The sequence below is a fragment of the Paracoccus sp. (in: a-proteobacteria) genome (genome assembly GCF_030538655.1).
Taxonomy (GTDB): domain Bacteria; phylum Pseudomonadota; class Alphaproteobacteria; order Rhodobacterales; family Rhodobacteraceae; genus Paracoccus.
The window spans coordinates 138,087-154,135 of the sequence record NZ_JAUNTO010000003.1; the positions used below are offsets into that span (position 1 = coordinate 138,087).

The following is a 16,049-nucleotide window of genomic DNA, read 5'->3' on the forward strand; positions in this document are numbered from 1 at the left end:
GCCGGAATGGGCCGACCATGCAGCCCGTCACACAAATCTGTCGATATAGCGACGATCCCAGTCGATGCCGCGCCGCACGATCTGCGCCGGATTGCCCGCGATGGCGACATGTTCCTGATCGAATCGCCGGGTGACGACGGCCATCGTCGCCACCACCGAATGGCTGGCCACCTGACTGCCTTTGGTCAGGGTGGCCCCCGCGCCAATCCAGACGTGATCGCCGATCACAATGGGCCGGGTGCGGTTCAGCACCTTACGCGTGTCGGGATCAAAGATGGTGTGCCCGTCCCCCCCGCGAAAGGTGATATTCGTGCTAAGCATACACCGCTGGCCAATCGTGATCGACACGCCGGTTTCATTGGCCATCGCAAAGCGGCATCCCTCGATCGAAGAGCCAAAGCCGATGCCCAGTGATTTCCCCTCACCATCGCCGGACATATCGGCGGTCGTGTTCAGAATACCGCGCGGGTGGGTTTTGGCGATGGACACATACCCACGGTTGGACAGGATCAGATGTGAATTGCGAAACACCGCCCCTTCGCCGATTTCCACAACGCTGCCTTTGCCGCGAAACTCGACCGTCAGACCGTCGATCTGATCCACCACGCGGCGCGACCCGTCGGACGAGATCAGGACAAGGCTGTTATCGGTCATGGCGGCACCTTTTGGATCGCGCGATCATCTGAACAGATTTGGATAACAAGGCACCGATGCGCCGGGTGAACCGCGGCATTCCCGCGCCCTCGACACGGTTTCATTCCCTGTGCCCGGCCCCGGCAGCACGCAGAACTTTGTGTCCGTATCGAAACCCGCATCGGAACGCCAGAGCGTGCGTTTCTGCTGTCGTTGTCCTGAAACCTGCCCCGATACGACCGCGCGACACGATGGGCATTTCCCATGACATCGGGAAACACGTCTGTCGCATCGGCGCCATTTCGCTCCGCATGGTTTCTGGCGGCAAGATGCACAAGCACTTCTTCTTTGTCCAACACATCGCGGTGAGGATTTTTGCCCGGTTGCGCGCGGCCTGCCTATTTTGCCATCGTCATCCACAGCCCACTGCAACGGATGGACATATAGTCTGGCGCGACATTGCCCGCGGTCAGAATATCCTCAATCGGCTTCATCTGCGAAACGACTGGATTGACCAAGGCAGAAAGGCCGCAACCGCTGTTCCGGCAACGCCCCCCGCGCCCCTACCCTGCCTTCGCCGCCGCGCTTTCGGGCAGTTCTTCGTCGAACAGGCGTTGATAAAACTCGGCCACCGTCTGGCGTTCCAGCTCGTCGCATTTGTTCAGGAAGGTCAGGCGGAAGGCATAGCCCACATTGTCGAAAATCCGCGCGTTCTGCGCCCAGCTGATGACCGTGCGCGGCGACATGACCGTGGACAGATCGCCCTGCATGAACGCCGTGCGGGTCAGATCGGCCAGCGTCACCATCTGGCCGATGATCTTGCGGCCCTTTTCGTTGTTATACTGCGGCACCTTGGCCAGAACGATGGCGGCCTCGGCGTCGTGGGACAGATAGTTCAGCGTCGCCACCAGCGACCAGCGGTCCATCTGGCCCTGGTTGATCTGCTGGGTGCCGTGATAAAGGCCCGTGGTGTCGCCCAGACCCACCGTGTTGGCTGTGGCGAACAGACGGAAGAACGGGTTCGGCGTGATGACTTCGTTCTGATCCAGCAGTGTCAGCTTGCCGTCCGCCTCCAGCACGCGCTGGATCACGAACATCACATCGGCGCGGCCCGCATCATATTCGTCGAACACAATCGCGGTCGGGTTGCGCAAGGCCCAGGGCAGGATGCCTTCGTGAAACACCGTCACCTGCTTGCCATCGACCAGCTTGATCGCGTCCTTACCGATCAGGTCGATCCGGCTGACATGGCTGTCAAGGTTCACCCGCACGCAGGGCCAGTTCAGCCGCGCCGCCACCTGTTCGATATGGGTGGATTTGCCGGTGCCGTGATAGCCTTGGATCATCACCCGGCGGTTATAGGCGAACCCGGCCAGAATCGCCATCGTGGTGTCGGGGTCGAATTTATAGGTCGGGTCCAGTTCCGGCACGCGGTCGCTGCGTTCCGCAAAACCGCGCACTTTCATATCGCTGTCGATACCAAAGACCTCGCGCAGGTCGATGTCCTCGGTCGGTTTTGCATTCTGATCCAGCATCGCCTTGCCCTTTCGTCTCATTCGGTGCTTGATCGCGCATTCATCCGCCGACCGCAAGGTGCGGGGCGTTGCATCACCAGACGGCGCGGCCTAACCTGCCGGAAAGATCAAGAATGGGGCAAAGGGTGCAGGAAAACCGCCGGGCAGCGGCCGAAAACCTGATCCCGCGTATCGCCAAGGGTGATCGCGGCGCGTTTGATTCGCTGTATCGGCTGACGGCGGATTGGTTGCATGCCATCTGCCTGTCCGTGCTGAACGACCGGCAAAAGGCCGAAGCCGCCGTGCAGGCGGTGTTCCACCACATATGGACCGATGCAGGCCAGCAGGAAACCAGCGGATTAAGCGCGCTGGCATGGCTGGTGGCCCTGACCCGTGCGCAAGCCATGGGCACGGGTTTTGCCCCGGCAGGCGGACAGCCGGTCCCGATCCAGCCCGGCCTTTTGCGCCAAACGCTGGCCAGCCTGCCCGTGCCGCAGGCGACCACCCTGATCGAAGCGGCGCAAAAAGGTCGCGCCCCCACCGACCCTGCGTTGCTGGATGCTGCCGTGCAAACCATCGCCGACGCCCCCGAAGATCAGGCCGCAGCCGAGCTTTTGGCGGCGCGCGTGGCGCTTGGCCTGCCAGGGGCGACGGGGGCGACCGGCGCGGATGCGGCGCGGGTGCGCGGCTGGCAGGAACGCATCGCCGTAATCGCCGGGGATGTCACGCCGGTGCTGGTTCCCGCCCGCGCGCGGTTGATGCTGGACCGCGCGCTTGGCCACGCCCTGCCCTCGGACATGGGCGAGATCGTGATTCGCGGACGGGGCCGCCCCTCGTCCAAGGGTGAAGGCGGTGGCGGCTGGTTCTGGATCATCCTGCTGGCCGTGCTGGTCATCGGCGCGGCGGCCATCGTGCTGTGGCCGCAGATCGCCCCCTGATCCCCCTTGCACCGCGCGGCGACCTGCGCCAGTGATCGTCTTTTAAAGCACGAAGGATTATCGGGATGAGCGGGCTGATCGCATTGCTGGACGACGTGGCCGCGATTTCCAAGGTCGCGGCGGCCTCTATCGACGATGTGGCAGGGCAGGCCGCCCGCGCCGGGGCCAAGGCGGCCGGTGCCGTCATCGACGATGCGGCGGTCACGCCAAAATATGTGCATGGCTTTGACGCCAGCCGCGAAATTCCCATCGTGTGGAAAATCGCCCGCGGCAGCCTTTTCAACAAGCTGGTGATCCTGACCCCCATCGCGCTGCTGCTGTCGGTGTTCGCACCCCAAGCGATCCCGCCGCTGCTGATGCTGGGCGGGGCCTATCTGTGCTTTGAGGGGGCGGAAAAAATCTGGCACATGATACAGCCCCACCACGACAGTGAGGCGCATATCCACCCCGAGGGCGAAGGTGCCGCGCTGGAAGAAGCGCGGGTCGCAGGCGCGATCAAGACCGATTTCATTCTGTCCGCCGAAATCATGACCATTGCCCTGTCCACCATCCCCGCCGATGACAACGTGCTGACCAAGGCCGTTATCCTGATGATCGTCGCCATCGGCATCACCGCCGCCGTCTATGGTTTCGTGGCGCTGGTGGTGAAGGCCGATGACTTCGGTGTCTGGCTGGCCACCCACGGGCGTGGCGCGCGGGCTGCCATCGGGCGTGGCATCGTGAAATTCATGCCCGGCTTTATGAAAACCCTGACCGTCGTCGGCACGGCGGCGATGCTGTGGGTCGGCGGTCAGATCGTCGTCCATGGCCTGCATGAACTGGGCCAGCATCAGCCCTATGAATGGGTGCATCACATGGCCCAGGCTGCCGCGTCAGCCCTGCCTGCGGCCCCCGGCGCGGCGGCATGGGTGGTGACGGCGTTCTTTGACGGCATCTTCGGGCTGCTGCTGGGGCTGGCGTTGATCCCTGTCGTGGCGCACATCATCAACCCCGCCATCGCCGCCCTGCGCGGTAAACCCGCAGCGGGCGGCCACTGAATAACACGCCGGTCACAGGTCGCAACGTGATGGCGGCTTGCCTGCCCCAATGCCCGCCTTGGAGAACGGCAGCGCCATAGGCCCCCACGCCGCTACCCCAGCAAGGGATAACGCGCGATGTCGTGAAACCGGCCCTGATCGTCCTCGCCCGACAGGGTGACGGCATCAATCACCAAGGGCCGGGGCAGCATCAGGTCCAGCACCGGACGCAAAGCATCCTCGACAGTCTCGGGCACCCCTGGCCCGGTCAAGGTCATGTGAAAGCGAAACGCCTCGAACACCCAAGGATAGCCCCAACGATCCAGCAGGGCGCGTTCGCGCGGAGACAGCGCGTCAGGGTTACGCCGGGCGCGGTCTTGCGGGGTCAGGGCCGGGCGGTGCGCGTCCAGTCCGCGCACCAGCGCCGCCGCCAGATCGGTCAGCGCACCGGGCTGCGCCTGCGGAACCAGCGCCAGAAACCCGCCGATCCGTGCCAACGCCAGATCACCCGCATCCACCGGCGGCAACCGCGCGGCCAGCGCCGCCAGATCCTCGGCCAGCGCCCCCTCGCCACGCACCGCCGCGAAGGGCGGCCTCAGCGTGGCATGGAACCCGTAACGGCGAGGCACAGCGGTCAGCGCGGCGATCTGCGCAGGGTCCAGCCCCCTTAACGCGGGGTGATCCACCGCCCGCCCCGCCGCGCTGTCCCAGCCCAGCCAAGCCGCCCCGAACCGCGCCAGATCACCGGGCGGGGGCGTGTAATAAATCGCAAAGCGGCGATATTTCGTCATTTTCATCCCTTTTCGCGCAAATGCGATGTGCCGCAGCAACAAAATCGCGCAATCATGACACCCGCCCTTGCAGTGCTGTCAGCGGCCTCCTAACTGACCGCCAAACCGGCACAGGATGCAACATGCGCTCGACCCTTTCCTATCTGAAGTGGCCCCTTATCGTAACCGTCGCCGGAATTGCATTGGCCGGGCTTTTGGGCTGGCAATACAGCGGCACCATGGGCGGGATGTTGTCGTTCCTGTTTATCGCGGCAGTGCTGGCGGTGCTGGAAATCTCGCTGTCCTTCGACAATGCCATCGTGAACGCGAACAAACTGCAACAGATGACGCCGGTCTGGCAACGGCGGTTCCTGACCTGGGGTATCCTGATCGCCGTCTTTGGGATGCGGGTGCTGTTTCCGCTGCTGATCGTCGTGATCGCGGCGCAGATCGGGCCAATCGCGGCGATCAAGCTGGCCGCGACCCAGCCCGAGCGTTATGCCGAACTGATCGGCGACGCGCATCTGCCCATCGCCGCCTTTGGCGGGGCGTTCCTGATGTTGGTGGCGCTGAATTATTTCTTTGACCAGTCCAAAGAAGTCGATTGGATCGGCGGGCTGGAACGGCAGCTTCGCAAGGCCGGGTCGATCCGTGGGATGGAGGTCGGCTTTGTGCTGATCTGCATCCTGTTTTTCGTCTGGCTGCTGCCGGTGCGGGACGAGCCGACCTTCATGTTCGCCGCCATCTGGGGGATCGTCACCTATCTGGCCGTCGATGCGCTTGGCGCGGTGCTGGACCGCTGGGGTGCACCGGGCAAAGGCGGGGCCGCGCAGGCCGGTCTGGGCGGGTTCCTCTATCTTGAGGTTCTGGACGCCAGCTTCAGCTTTGACGGCGTGATCGGGGCGTTCGCACTGACGCAAAACCTGTTCCTGATCGCCATCGGCCTCGGCATCGGGGCGATGTATGTGCGTTCGATGACGGTGATGCTGGTCGAGCGCGGCACGCTGGCCGAGTTCCGCTATCTGGAACACGGCGCGTTCTGGTCGATCCTGATCCTGTCGATCATCATGTTCGGTCAGACCATGTGGCACATCCCCGAGGCGATCACCGGCCTGCTGGGTGCCAGCTTCATCGCCATGGCCTTTGTCAGCTCGATCCTGTGGAACCGCGCCAATATGAACGCCGGGGGCGAATTGCCCGAAGGCCGGGTGAACAAGCACGGCCAATACGAGGAATAGGCTACGCCCCAGGGTCGGGGAAAAGGGCCACCGGACCTTTTCCTGATCTCCTCATCCCAAAGGATATTTGGAAACGAAAGACGAGGCTTAGCGCAGCACCTTGTCCAGCACAGCGCGCAGCCGGGCGATGGTGCCGTCCACATCCTGCAACTTGTCCAGCCCGAACAGGCCAAGGCGGAAGGTCGAAAAATCCACACCCTCGCCCACCTGCAAAGGCACGCCGGCGGCGATCTGCATCCCCTCGGCGGCGAATTTCTTGCCTGATTTGATGTCGGGATCACTAGTGTAGGACACCACTACCCCCGGCGCACCAAAACCCTTGGCCGCCACCGAGCGGATGCCGCGTTCGGCCAGCATCGCCCGCACACTCTCGCCCAGGCGCCATTGCGCTTCGCGCGCGGCCTCGAACCCCATGGCGCGGGTTTCCTCGATGGCGCTGTGCAGCCCGACCAGCGCATCGGTCGGCATGGTGGCGTGATAGGCGTGGCCGCCATCCTCATAAGCGGCCATGATCGCGCGCCATTTCTTCAGGTCCAAGGCAAAGCTGTCGCTGTCGGTTTCCGCCAGCCGCGCCGCTGCCTGTTTTGACAGCATCACCAGCCCGGCGGCGGGCGACGCCGACCAGCCTTTCTGCGGGGCCGAGATCAGCACATCCACGCCGGTCGCCGCCATATCCACCCAGATCGCGCCGGATGCGATGCAGTCCAGCACCATCAGCGCTCCCACCTCGTGCGCGGCGGCGGCCAGCGCGGTGATGTAATCATCGGGCAGGATCAGCCCGGCCGAGGTTTCCACATGCGGCGCGAACACCACATCGGGCCGCGCCTCGCGGATCTGCTGCACCACATCCTCGATGGGCGCAGGCGCATAGGCGGGCTGCGGCTCGTTCCCTGCGGGCCGCGCCTTGGCCACCGTCACCTCGCGCGCAAAACCGCCTGCCTCAAAGATCTGGCTCCAGCGATAGCTGAACCAGCCGTTCCGCAGGATCAGCGCATGGGCATCGCGCCCGAACTGCCGCGCCACCGATTCCATCGCATAGGTGCCGCCGCCCGGCACGATGGCGACCTGATCGGCCCCGTAAACCTCGCGCAGCGATGACGACAGATCACGCATCACCGCCTGAAATTTCTGCGACATATGGTTCAGCGACCGGTCGGTGAACACCACCGAAAATTCCAGCAAACCATCGGGGTCAATATCAGGGCGCAGGCCGGGCATGGGCGATCCTCACTGTAATTTTGCTCAGCCTAGCGCGCCCATTGCAGCACGGCCAGCCCGTCTTTCGTTTGAAAATATCCTCGGGGGGTGCGGGGGGCGAAGCGCCCCCGCTGCAACCGCGCCTCTTGCAAGCCCCCCGCGCGGCACATACCCTTGGCGCAAAGCAAAAACCCAAAGGTTCCCATGCGCATCGGTATCCTTCAATGCGGCCAGTCGCCCGATCTGCTTAAATCAGAGATGGGTGATTACCCCGATATGTTCACCCGGATGCTGGCCGGGCGGGGCTTTGATTTCAGCCATTACCATGTCGAGGACATGCAGTTCCCGGCATCCATCCACGACGCCGATGGCTGGCTGCTGACCGGATCGCGCCACGGCGCTTATGAAGATCACGCCTTTATCCCGCCACTGGAAGATTTCATCCGCCGCGCCTATGCCGCCCATGTGCCGATGGTCGGCATCTGCTTTGGCCATCAGATCATCGCGCAAGCTTTGGGCGGCACGGTTGAAAAATACGCGGGCGGTTGGGCCGTGGGCGCGCAGGATTACGACTTTGACGGCCAGCCGGTTACGCTGAACGCCTGGCATCAGGATCAGGTGACGGCCCTGCCACCGGATGCCATCGTGCTTGCCCGCAACGGCTTTTGCGAAAACGCCGCGCTGGTTTACGGCGACCGGGCCTTTACCGTGCAGGCCCACCCGGAATTCGAGGATCGCTTCGTCGGCGGGCTGATGGAGTTTCGAGGCGGCGCCGTCCCTGACGCCTTGCTGGAACAGGCCCGCGCCCGCATGGACGAGGCGAAATCCAGCGGCATGATTGCAGACCGGATCGAGGCGTTCTTCAAACAGCCAAGACAGGCGGCCTGATGTATTGCCCGCCCCATTTCGCGGAAACCCGGCCCGAAATGCTGGCGGGCCTGATCGCGGCGCATCCGCTGGGTTTACTGATCTCGAACGCCGGGGCGCTGACCGCGAATGCAGTGCCGTTCCAGATGACCGCTGACGGTTGGCTGCGCGCGCATCTGGCCCGCGCCAACCCACAACTGAGCGGGCTTGACGGGGCCGATGTGCTGGTGGTCTTTCAGGGGCCGCAGGCCTATATCACCCCGGCGCTGTATGAGGCGAAGGCGCAAACCGGCAAGGTCGTGCCGACGTGGAACTATCTGATGGTGCAGGTGCGCGGCATCGCCTACCTGCGCGATGACGCGGATTGGCTGGGCGATCAGATCGACGCGCTGACCCGGCAGATGGAAACCGCGCTGCCCGAGCCTTGGGCCGTGACCGACGCGCCGGGCAGCTACATCACCGCCATGAAACGCGGCATCGTCGGGGTCGAGATCGCCATCACCGACATCAAAGGCAAATGGAAAGCCGGCCAGAACCGCAGCGCCACCGACCGCGCCAATGTCAAAGCTGCGCTTACTGAAACTCATCCGGCGCTGGCCGCTGCAACAGGTGACCCATGACCCCCGACTGGTTGAACCACACCCCTACCGCCGCCCGCCGCTATGCCGAAGGCAAGCGGCTGGACGAGGTGGAATGTATCGTTGCCGACATCGCCGGTGTGGCACGTGGCAAGGCCATGCCCGCATCGAAATTCGCGCGGCAGGAAAAATTCTACCTGCCGAACTCGATCTTTTTGCAGACGATCACCGGGGAATGGGCCGACAACCCGCAGGGCGCCTTTACCGAACCCGACATGGTGCTGCGGCCTGATTTTTCCACCGCCACCGCCGCGCCCTGGACCGCCGATTACACGATGCAGGTGATCCATGACGTGCTGGACCAGCAGGGCCAGCCCGTCCCCATCGCGCCGCGCAATGTGCTGAAACGCATCGTCAGCCTGTATGAAGAACGCGGCTGGCGGCCCGTCGTCGCGCCGGAAATGGAGTTCTTTCTCGTCGCCCGCAACATCGACCCGAACCAGCCGATCATCCCGCCGATGGGCCGCACGGGGCGGCGGGCGGCGGCGAAACAGGCCTATTCCATGTCGGCGGTGGACGAATACGGCAAGGTCATCGACGACATCTATGATTTCGCCGAGGCGCAGGGGTTCGAGATCGACGGCATCCTGCAAGAGGGCGGCGCGGGTCAGGTCGAAATCAACCTGAACCACGGCGACCCGGTGGCGCTGGCGGACGAGATTTTCTACTTCAAGCGCCTGATCCGCGAGGCTGCGCTGCGCCACGACTGTTTCGCCACCTTCATGGCCAAGCCGATCGAGGGCGAGCCGGGCAGCGCCATGCACATTCACCATTCCGTGGTGGACGCACAGACCGGCAAGAATATCTTTTCCGACGCGCAGGGCCGCGAGGCGCCCGAGTTTCTGCACTTCATCGCCGGGATGCAGAAACACCTGCCCGCCGCCGTCGCCCTGCTGGCCCCTTATGTGAACAGCTATCGCCGCTATGTCCCTGATTTTGCAGCGCCGATCAATCTGGAATGGGGCCGCGACAACCGCACCACGGGCTTGCGCGTGCCAATTTCCAGCCCGGAATCGCGGCGGGTGGAAAACCGGCTGGCGGGGATGGATTGCAACCCCTATCTGGGGCTGGCCGCATCGCTGGCCTGCGGTTATCTGGGCCTGACCGAAGCCGAAGACCCGCGCCCGGAATGCCTTGGCGATGCCTATATGTCGCAGGACGAACTGCCCTATAACCTTGGCGACGCACTGGACCTGATGGTTGAAAGCGAACCGATGCGCGGCGTCTTGGGCAGCGAGTTCGTGGACGTCTACGAATCGGTCAAGCGCAATGAATACAAAGAATTCTTGCAGGTCATCAGCCCGTGGGAACGCGAACATCTGCTGCTGAACGTGTGATTTCCATGTGGCATCGTTGCCCCCGACAAGGCACACGGGCGGCGTGATCTGTGCGGCTGCGCGGGGCCTGCCGCAGCGCCGATGATCGTTTCCACGCGCGCGACAGGCTATTCCCAATCCGCAGCCTTTGGGGCCTTGCGTTCCTGCATGGTCGCTTCGCCCAGATAGCGGCGCGGATTGCCGCACATCCAGCACGAACACAGCGCCAGATGATGTGCCACTTTGGCCTTTTTGTCGTGCGGATAAATCTTTCGCGCCCGCGCCTTCATCCGGGCAACATCCATGCGGCGACGAGAAAGAGACATGGCGACATCCTGACAGCCAGCCCCCCGGACGGCGGGCTGGCACGGATATAGGCGGTTTGCGATCAGAACACACCCCGACAGCCATTACAACATCCGACACGCGTCCCTTTGACGCGCCAGACATCGCCTTGGCCGGTGTGACCCGCTATGCTGTGGCGCAAAGGGAAATCCGACCAGAGGTGGCGCGCTGAAGCCAGCCCTGCCCGCCTGTGGCTTTCCTGCACTGTGGATCATCTCAGAGGCTTGCCATGAACCTGCTGTTTGCCAATGATCGCGCCGGGCAATACCCGCCCAGCCTGTATGCCGAAACGCGGCTGCCCTTTGATCCGCAGCCACCCTTGCGCGGGGAACAGCGCGCCGATGTGGCGGTGATCGGTGCGGGTTACACCGGCCTGTCGGCGGCGCTGCATCTGGCGCGGGCGGGGCTGTCGGTTGCGGTGATCGAGGCGCATCGCGTCGGCTTTGGCGCTTCGGGACGCAATGGCGGACAGATCGGGTCGGGCCAGCGGCAAGAGGTGGACTGGCTGGAAACGCGCTATGGCCGCGATACCGCGCGCAAGCTGTGGGACATGGCCGAAGATGCCAAGGCACTGACCCGCGATCTGGCCGCGCAGGCCGGGGTGGCCGTGCATGACGGCGTGGCCCATGCCTGCCGCACGGCGGCAGAGGTGCGCCACGCCCATGACATGGCCGAGCGTCTGGCCCGCGATTACGGTTACGATCAGGTGCAGCCGCTGGACCGCGAGGCGTTTCGCGCCTTGGTCCCCTCGGATGCCTATATCGGCGGCGATCTGGACCGGGGGGCGGGGCATGTGCATCCGCTGAATCTGGCCATCGGCATGGCGCGGCTGGCGCAGGATGCCGGGGCGCAGATTTTTGAAGCCTCGCTGGTGCGCGACATCCGCCACGCGGCGGGCAGGCCCAGCGTGGTGCAATGCGATCACGGCCGGGTGCTGGCCGATCACGTCATTCTGGCGGGCAACGGCTATCTGGGCGGGCTGGACCGACGGGTGGCGGCGCGAGTGATGCCGATCAACAATTTCATCGTCGCCACCGCGCCACTGGGGGATCGTGCGGCGCAGGTGCTGGCGGAAAACATCGCCGTCGCGGATAGCAAGTTTGTGGTGAATTACTGGCGGCTGTCAGAAGATGGCCGACTGATCTTTGGCGGCGGCGAGAATCTGGGCTATCGTTTCCCAGCCGACATTCGCGCCAAGGTGCGCCCGCATCTGCTGTCGGTCTATCCGGGGCTGAAGGATGTCGAACTGACCCACGCCTGGGGCGGCACGCTGGCCATCACCATGAACCGGATGCCCTGCCTGATGCGGCCTGCGCCGAATACTCTGGCCGCCGGAGGCTATTCCGGTCACGGCGTTGCCATGGCGACACTGGCCGGGCGGCTGATGGCCGAGGCGGTGCGCGGGCAGGCGGCGGGCTTTGACACGCTGGCCACGATCCCGGTGCCGCCATTTCCGGGCGGTGCCTTGCTGCGCTGGCCGCTGCTGGTCGCGGGGATGAGCTGGTTTGCGTTGCGGGATCGGCTGGGGGTTTAGCACGCCGCACAAAAGCCGGGGGGTTTCCCGCCCCATCGCCGGGCCGCCTCGAACTGGTGGCGGCGACCCGGCGATCCCGTCGGATATTTGAAGACCAAATATGCCTTCAGGGCAGCGGGTTGGTGCGGTGCAGGCGGATTTTCAGGCCGCCGTGGTCCACGATCGGGCCGGGCGGCAGCAGCGGCAATCCGGTGGCACGGGCAAGGCCAGCCTCGCTGGTGACGATGCCGACGCGCCAGCCGCCGAATTTGTCCAGCAGGGTTTTGCCAAGCGCGGCATGCAGGCCGAACAGCGGACCTTTATTGCCGATCCGCGCACCATAGGGCGGGTTGACGATCACCAGACCGGGCGGGCCCTCGGGGCGTTCGAGGGCCGAGACGGGAAGGGTCTGGAAATCGCACCACCCGCCTACGCCCGCCGATTGGGCGTTCTGGCTGGCGGCGCGGATGGCCCCTGCGTCACGGTCGCTGCCGTAAAAGCGCGCGGCGGGGGTGCGGACCGGAATGGGCTGGCGCAGTGTGGCAAGGGCTGCGGGATCGGCTGTGGCCAGCTGCTGAAAGGCAAAGTCGCGCGTGCGGCCCGGTTGCAGCCCGGCGGCGATCTCTGCCGCTTCGATCACAAAGGTGCCGGAACCGCACATCGGGTCCAGCACGGGTTCTGCCCCGGAAAAGCCGCAGTCGCGCAGGAACAGCGCCGCCAGCGTTTCGCGCATCGGCGCCTTGGACACCGCCGCCTTATGGCCGCGTTTGTGCAGGGAATCGCCGCTGGTATCGACGCTGATCGTGACCAGATCATCCTCGATCCGGGCCTTGATCGTAATAGCCTCGCCCTTGTCCACCACCGGCGCGCCAAGGGTTTCGGCGATGGCGCGGGCGATGCGTTGGCTGGCTGCGCCCGCGTGATAGATGCGCGAGGCGCGGCAAGTGGTATCAACGCGCACCGGCACATCGCGGCGCAGCACTGCGGCCCAATCGAATTTGCGGGCGCGTTTGTCCAGTTGCGCAAGGTGCATCGCCCGGAACGACCCGATCCGCGCCAAAACCCGCGTCGCCCCGCGCAGGTTCAGGTTCGCGCGCCAGACATCGGACCAGCCGCCGGTGATCGTGACTCCGCCCGCGACCTGTGCGGCATCGGGCCAGATGGCCCGCGCCTCGGCCAGCAACACGGGTTCCAGCCCCGGCGCGCAGGCCAGGAATATCTCGAATCTGTCGTCCATACGCCCGGTTAGTCGGAAACCGGCGTCAGGCCAAGGACTTCTGCACCGATCTGATAGCTGCGCAGCCGCGCCTCGGGGTCAAAGATATGTCCGGCAAGGATCAGCTCGTCCGGGCGATAGCGGTCGATCAGCGCGCCAAGCTGAGTGCGCACGGTATCGGGGCCACCCACGGCGCTGACGGCCAGCGCGGCGTTCACCGCCGCCTGATGCTGGGGCGGCACCACCGCATCCAGATCATCGACCGGCGGCGGCATCAGGCCGGGATTGCCGCTGCGCAGCCGGTAAAAGCTGATCTGCTGGCTGGTGCGCAGCCGTGCGGCCTGTTCGTCGGTATCGGCCGCGATCAGGTTGGCGGCCAGCATAAAGCGCGGCTGATCGCCCCACGGGCCGGGCTGGAATTTTTCACGATATAGCCGCACCGCCTGATCCAGATCGCCGGGGGCAAAGTGGCTGGCAAAAGCATAGGGCAGCCCAAGCGCCGCCGCCAGAGATGCGCCATACAGCGACGACCCCAAAATCCACACCGGCACATATGTGCCCTGCCCCGGATGCGCCGCGACACGGGCACCCGGCTGCGGATCGCCCAGATAGGTCAGCAGCTCGATCACATCATCGGGGAACTGGTCGTTGCGCGCCATGCCCCGGCGCAGCGCCATCATCACCGCGCCATCACCGCCCGGCGCGCGCCCCAGCCCCAGGTCAATGCGCGGGCCGTGGATGGTGGCCAGCGTGCCGAACGCCTCGGCCACGGCCAGCGGCGCGTGGTTGGGCAGCATGATCCCGCCCGCGCCGACGCGGATGGTTTTCGTATGTTCGGCCACATGCCCGATCAGCACCGCCGTCGCGGCGCTGGCGATTCCGGCCATGTTGTGATGCTCGGCCAACCAAAAGCGGTGATAGCCCCAACCCTCGGCGGCCTGCGCCAGACGGATCGAGTTACGGAACGACGCGGCGGGGTCAGACCCCTCGGTCACGGGGGAAAGGTCAAGGATCGAGGTTTTCATTCCACTCAGATAGGTAGCCCGGCCCCGCCTTACCAGTTTGCCGGCGCATGTCTGCCATGCGTCGAATGGCCGCTGGACAGTGCCGCAGCCCAACAGCATCATACGAACCCAGAGGAATTCGGGGGGATAAACATGCTGCTTGGCCGCATGATGCACAAACACCTGCTTATCAGCAGCCTGCTGGAACATGCCGAACTGTATCACGGCGGCACTGAAATCGTGTCGGCCCGGACCGAGGGCGGTTTCGACCGCACCTCATGGGGCGAGTTGGGGCAGAACGCGCGGCGTCTGGCCTCGGCCCTGCTGGCGCGGGGGCTGGAGCCGGGTGACCGTATCGGCACACTGGCGTGGAACAACATGCGCCACCTGCAACTGTATTTCGGCGTTCCGGGGGCAGGGTTGGTCTGTCACACCATCAACCCGCGCCTGTCGCCGGAACAGATGGTGTTCATCATCAACGACGCCACCGACCGGATGCTGTTCATCGACGCCACCTTTATGCCGCTGGTGGCGAAAATCCGTGACCAACTGCCCAACCTGCGCGCCGTGGTGCTGTTGGGGCCGCGTGATGATGCCGCCGCCGCCCAGATCGACGGCCTGCTGTTTCACGACGAATTGCTGGCCGAGGGCGATCCCGCCTTTCCCTGGCCCGAGATCGACGAAACCGCGCCGTCCTCGCTGTGCTATACCTCGGGGACGACCGGCAACCCCAAGGGCGTGGTCTATTCGCACCGCTCGACCCTGCTCCACGCGCTGGTCGGCAATCAGGCAGAAGGCTTTGGCGTCACCGCGCGTGATACGGTGATGCCGGCGGTGCCGATGTTCCACGTCAACGCATGGGGCACGCCCTATATGGCCGCCGCCACCGGCGCGCGGTTGGTGCTGCCCGGCCCGCGGCTGGACGGCGAAAACCTGGCCCGGTTGATTGAGGCCGAACGGGTCACGCTATCAGCGGGCGTGCCGACGATCTGGATGGGCCTGCTGGCCGGGATCGAGGCGACGGGGGCGGATGTGTCGTCGATGACGCGCACAGTCGTTGGCGGATCGGCCCTGCCCCCGTCGATGCGCGCAGCCTTTCGCGACCGCCACAACATCGAGTTGATCCACGCGTGGGGCATGACGGAAACCAGCCCGCTGGGGACGATGAACTTCCCTCTGGCCAAGCACGACGCCCTGCCCGCCGATCAGGCCGACCTCATCCGGCAGGGGCAAGGCCGCCCGCTGCTGGGGGTGCAGTTGCGGATTCTGGGCGAGGACGGCCAGCCCTTGCCGCATGACGGGCAGACGCAGGGTGAATTACAGATCAAGGGGCACTGGATCGTGGACACCTATTTTGCACAGGAAAAATCGGCGCTGACATGGGATGGCTGGTTCGACACCGGCGACATCGCCACCATCGACGCCGACGGCTTCATGATTATCCGCGACCGATCCAAGGACATCATCAAGTCCGGGGGCGAGTGGATTTCCACGGTCGAGTTGGAAAACATCGCCATCGCCCATCCCAAGGTCGCCAATGCCGCCGCCATCGCCGCGCGGCATCCGAAATGGGACGAACGCCCGGTGGTCATCGTGCAGCGCCGCCCGCAATCCGGCCTTGAAGAGACGGAACTGCTGGAATTTTACAAGGGCAAGGTGCCAAGCTGGCAAATCCCCGACATGGTGATCTTTGTCGAGGCCCTGCCGCTGGGGGCCACCGGCAAGGTGGTCAAGGCCGATCTGCGGGCCGCATATGGCAACGTGCTGTGGCCCGAGGAAGGGCGCGGGTTGTAACACCCGCTGCCTACGTGTCGCATCGCTGTTGTGACGCGACTTCGCCCCGC

General features: G+C 64.7%; 15 protein-coding genes. 8 read left to right on the forward strand and 7 right to left on the reverse strand.

Annotation, left to right across the window (positions count from 1 at the left end; genetic code table 11):
• Window positions 1-27: 27 nt before the first annotated feature.
• Together Q4G22_RS03610 and cobS are read right to left on the reverse strand one after the other, a co-directional pair.
• The gene (locus Q4G22_RS03610; protein ID WP_303384529.1) at window positions 28-654 is read right to left on the reverse strand and encodes an acyltransferase; all 627 of its coding nucleotides are present in this window, start codon (window positions 652-654) and stop codon (window positions 28-30) included.
• Window positions 655-1,196: 542 nt separating this feature from the next.
• Window positions 1,197-2,168, reverse strand: coding sequence for a cobaltochelatase subunit CobS (gene cobS, locus Q4G22_RS03615; protein WP_303384569.1), 972 nt, complete (start codon window positions 2,166-2,168; stop codon window positions 1,197-1,199).
• A gap of 113 nt (window positions 2,169-2,281) precedes the next feature.
• Here cobS and Q4G22_RS03620 point away from each other — a divergent pair, with 113 nt between their 5' ends.
• Both Q4G22_RS03620 and Q4G22_RS03625 read left to right on the forward strand, forming a co-directional pair.
• The gene (locus tag Q4G22_RS03620; protein WP_303384530.1) at window positions 2,282-3,085 is read left to right on the forward strand and encodes a hypothetical protein; all 804 of its coding nucleotides are present in this window, start codon (window positions 2,282-2,284) and stop codon (window positions 3,083-3,085) included.
• Window positions 3,086-3,150: 65 nt separating this feature from the next.
• Window positions 3,151-4,122 (forward strand): DUF808 domain-containing protein, encoded by a 972-nt coding sequence (locus Q4G22_RS03625; protein ID WP_303384531.1) that lies wholly within the window; start codon window positions 3,151-3,153, stop codon window positions 4,120-4,122.
• Between the two features lie 92 nt (window positions 4,123-4,214).
• On the opposite strand, the gene Q4G22_RS03630 is transcribed toward Q4G22_RS03625, so the two are convergent.
• Window positions 4,215-4,892 carry a DUF1045 domain-containing protein gene (locus Q4G22_RS03630; protein ID WP_303384532.1) on the reverse strand — a complete coding sequence of 226 codons (678 nt, stop codon included), beginning with the start codon at window positions 4,890-4,892 and terminating at the stop codon, window positions 4,215-4,217.
• A 122-nt stretch (window positions 4,893-5,014) separates the two neighbouring features.
• On the opposite strand from Q4G22_RS03630, the gene Q4G22_RS03635 reads away from it, so the two are divergent.
• Window positions 5,015-6,109: a DUF475 domain-containing protein gene (locus Q4G22_RS03635; RefSeq protein ID WP_303384533.1), complete on the forward strand. Its 1,095-nt coding sequence runs from the start codon at window positions 5,015-5,017 to the stop codon at window positions 6,107-6,109.
• A gap of 87 nt (window positions 6,110-6,196) precedes the next feature.
• Here the strand turns inward: Q4G22_RS03635 and Q4G22_RS03640 are convergent, their stop codons facing one another.
• Window positions 6,197-7,327 carry an aminotransferase class V-fold PLP-dependent enzyme gene (locus tag Q4G22_RS03640; protein WP_303384534.1) on the reverse strand — a complete coding sequence of 377 codons (1,131 nt, stop codon included), beginning with the start codon at window positions 7,325-7,327 and terminating at the stop codon, window positions 6,197-6,199.
• A gap of 183 nt (window positions 7,328-7,510) precedes the next feature.
• Here Q4G22_RS03640 and Q4G22_RS03645 point away from each other — a divergent pair, with 183 nt between their 5' ends.
• Genes Q4G22_RS03645 through Q4G22_RS03655 form a run of 3 tightly spaced genes read left to right on the forward strand, consistent with a single transcriptional unit; the run spans window position 7,511 to window position 10,148 of the window.
• Window positions 7,511-8,194: a type 1 glutamine amidotransferase gene (locus Q4G22_RS03645; RefSeq protein WP_303384535.1), complete on the forward strand. Its 684-nt coding sequence runs from the start codon at window positions 7,511-7,513 to the stop codon at window positions 8,192-8,194.
• Window positions 8,194-8,793, forward strand: a complete 600-nt coding sequence (locus Q4G22_RS03650) for an FMN-binding negative transcriptional regulator (protein WP_303384536.1) — start codon at window positions 8,194-8,196, stop codon at window positions 8,791-8,793. Before Q4G22_RS03645 ends, Q4G22_RS03650 begins: the two co-directional genes overlap by 1 nt.
• Window positions 8,790-10,148 carry a glutamine synthetase family protein gene (locus Q4G22_RS03655; RefSeq protein ID WP_303384537.1) on the forward strand — a complete coding sequence of 453 codons (1,359 nt, stop codon included), beginning with the start codon at window positions 8,790-8,792 and terminating at the stop codon, window positions 10,146-10,148. The genes Q4G22_RS03650 and Q4G22_RS03655 overlap by 4 nt, the downstream gene beginning before the upstream one ends.
• 107 nt (window positions 10,149-10,255) lie before the next feature.
• On the opposite strand, the gene Q4G22_RS03660 is transcribed toward Q4G22_RS03655, so the two are convergent.
• Window positions 10,256-10,453 (reverse strand): hypothetical protein, encoded by a 198-nt coding sequence (locus Q4G22_RS03660; protein ID WP_303384538.1) that lies wholly within the window; start codon window positions 10,451-10,453, stop codon window positions 10,256-10,258.
• Window positions 10,454-10,701: 248 nt separating this feature from the next.
• Here Q4G22_RS03660 and Q4G22_RS03665 point away from each other — a divergent pair, with 248 nt between their 5' ends.
• Window positions 10,702-12,006: an FAD-binding oxidoreductase gene (locus tag Q4G22_RS03665; protein ID WP_303384539.1), complete on the forward strand. Its 1,305-nt coding sequence runs from the start codon at window positions 10,702-10,704 to the stop codon at window positions 12,004-12,006.
• Window positions 12,007-12,112: 106 nt separating this feature from the next.
• On the opposite strand, the gene Q4G22_RS03670 is transcribed toward Q4G22_RS03665, so the two are convergent.
• Together Q4G22_RS03670 and Q4G22_RS03675 are read right to left on the reverse strand one after the other, a co-directional pair.
• Window positions 12,113-13,222, reverse strand: a complete 1,110-nt coding sequence (locus Q4G22_RS03670) for a class I SAM-dependent RNA methyltransferase (RefSeq protein WP_303384540.1) — start codon at window positions 13,220-13,222, stop codon at window positions 12,113-12,115.
• A gap of 8 nt (window positions 13,223-13,230) precedes the next feature.
• A complete protein-coding gene (locus tag Q4G22_RS03675) occupies window positions 13,231-14,226 on the reverse strand; it encodes an LLM class flavin-dependent oxidoreductase (protein WP_303384541.1) in 996 nt (331 codons plus the stop codon).
• Window positions 14,227-14,376: 150 nt separating this feature from the next.
• Here Q4G22_RS03675 and Q4G22_RS03680 point away from each other — a divergent pair, with 150 nt between their 5' ends.
• Window positions 14,377-15,999: a long-chain fatty acid--CoA ligase gene (locus tag Q4G22_RS03680; protein ID WP_303384542.1), complete on the forward strand. Its 1,623-nt coding sequence runs from the start codon at window positions 14,377-14,379 to the stop codon at window positions 15,997-15,999.
• The last annotated feature ends 50 nt before the right edge of the window (window positions 16,000-16,049 follow it).

Coding starts and splice junctions, on each gene's coding strand:
- Q4G22_RS03660 (WP_303384538.1), bottom strand. CDS start 10,453: ATGTCTCTTTCTCGTCGCCGCATGGATGTTGCCCGGATGAAGGCGCGG.
- Q4G22_RS03640 (WP_303384534.1), bottom strand. CDS start 7,327: ATGCCCGGCCTGCGCCCTGATATTGACCCCGATGGTTTGCTGGAATTT.
- Q4G22_RS03635 (WP_303384533.1), top strand. CDS start 5,015: ATGCGCTCGACCCTTTCCTATCTGAAGTGGCCCCTTATCGTAACCGTC.
- Q4G22_RS03630 (WP_303384532.1), bottom strand. CDS start 4,892: ATGACGAAATATCGCCGCTTTGCGATTTATTACACGCCCCCGCCCGGT.
- Q4G22_RS03655 (WP_303384537.1), top strand. CDS start 8,790: ATGACCCCCGACTGGTTGAACCACACCCCTACCGCCGCCCGCCGCTAT.
- Q4G22_RS03670 (WP_303384540.1), bottom strand. CDS start 13,222: ATGGACGACAGATTCGAGATATTCCTGGCCTGCGCGCCGGGGCTGGAA.
- Q4G22_RS03680 (WP_303384542.1), top strand. CDS start 14,377: ATGCACAAACACCTGCTTATCAGCAGCCTGCTGGAACATGCCGAACTG.
- Q4G22_RS03650 (WP_303384536.1), top strand. CDS start 8,194: ATGTATTGCCCGCCCCATTTCGCGGAAACCCGGCCCGAAATGCTGGCG.
- Q4G22_RS03620 (WP_303384530.1), top strand. CDS start 2,282: ATGGGGCAAAGGGTGCAGGAAAACCGCCGGGCAGCGGCCGAAAACCTG.
- Q4G22_RS03665 (WP_303384539.1), top strand. CDS start 10,702: ATGAACCTGCTGTTTGCCAATGATCGCGCCGGGCAATACCCGCCCAGC.
- cobS (WP_303384569.1), bottom strand. CDS start 2,168: ATGCTGGATCAGAATGCAAAACCGACCGAGGACATCGACCTGCGCGAG.
- Q4G22_RS03610 (WP_303384529.1), bottom strand. CDS start 654: ATGACCGATAACAGCCTTGTCCTGATCTCGTCCGACGGGTCGCGCCGC.
- Q4G22_RS03645 (WP_303384535.1), top strand. CDS start 7,511: ATGCGCATCGGTATCCTTCAATGCGGCCAGTCGCCCGATCTGCTTAAA.
- Q4G22_RS03625 (WP_303384531.1), top strand. CDS start 3,151: ATGAGCGGGCTGATCGCATTGCTGGACGACGTGGCCGCGATTTCCAAG.
- Q4G22_RS03675 (WP_303384541.1), bottom strand. CDS start 14,226: ATGAAAACCTCGATCCTTGACCTTTCCCCCGTGACCGAGGGGTCTGAC.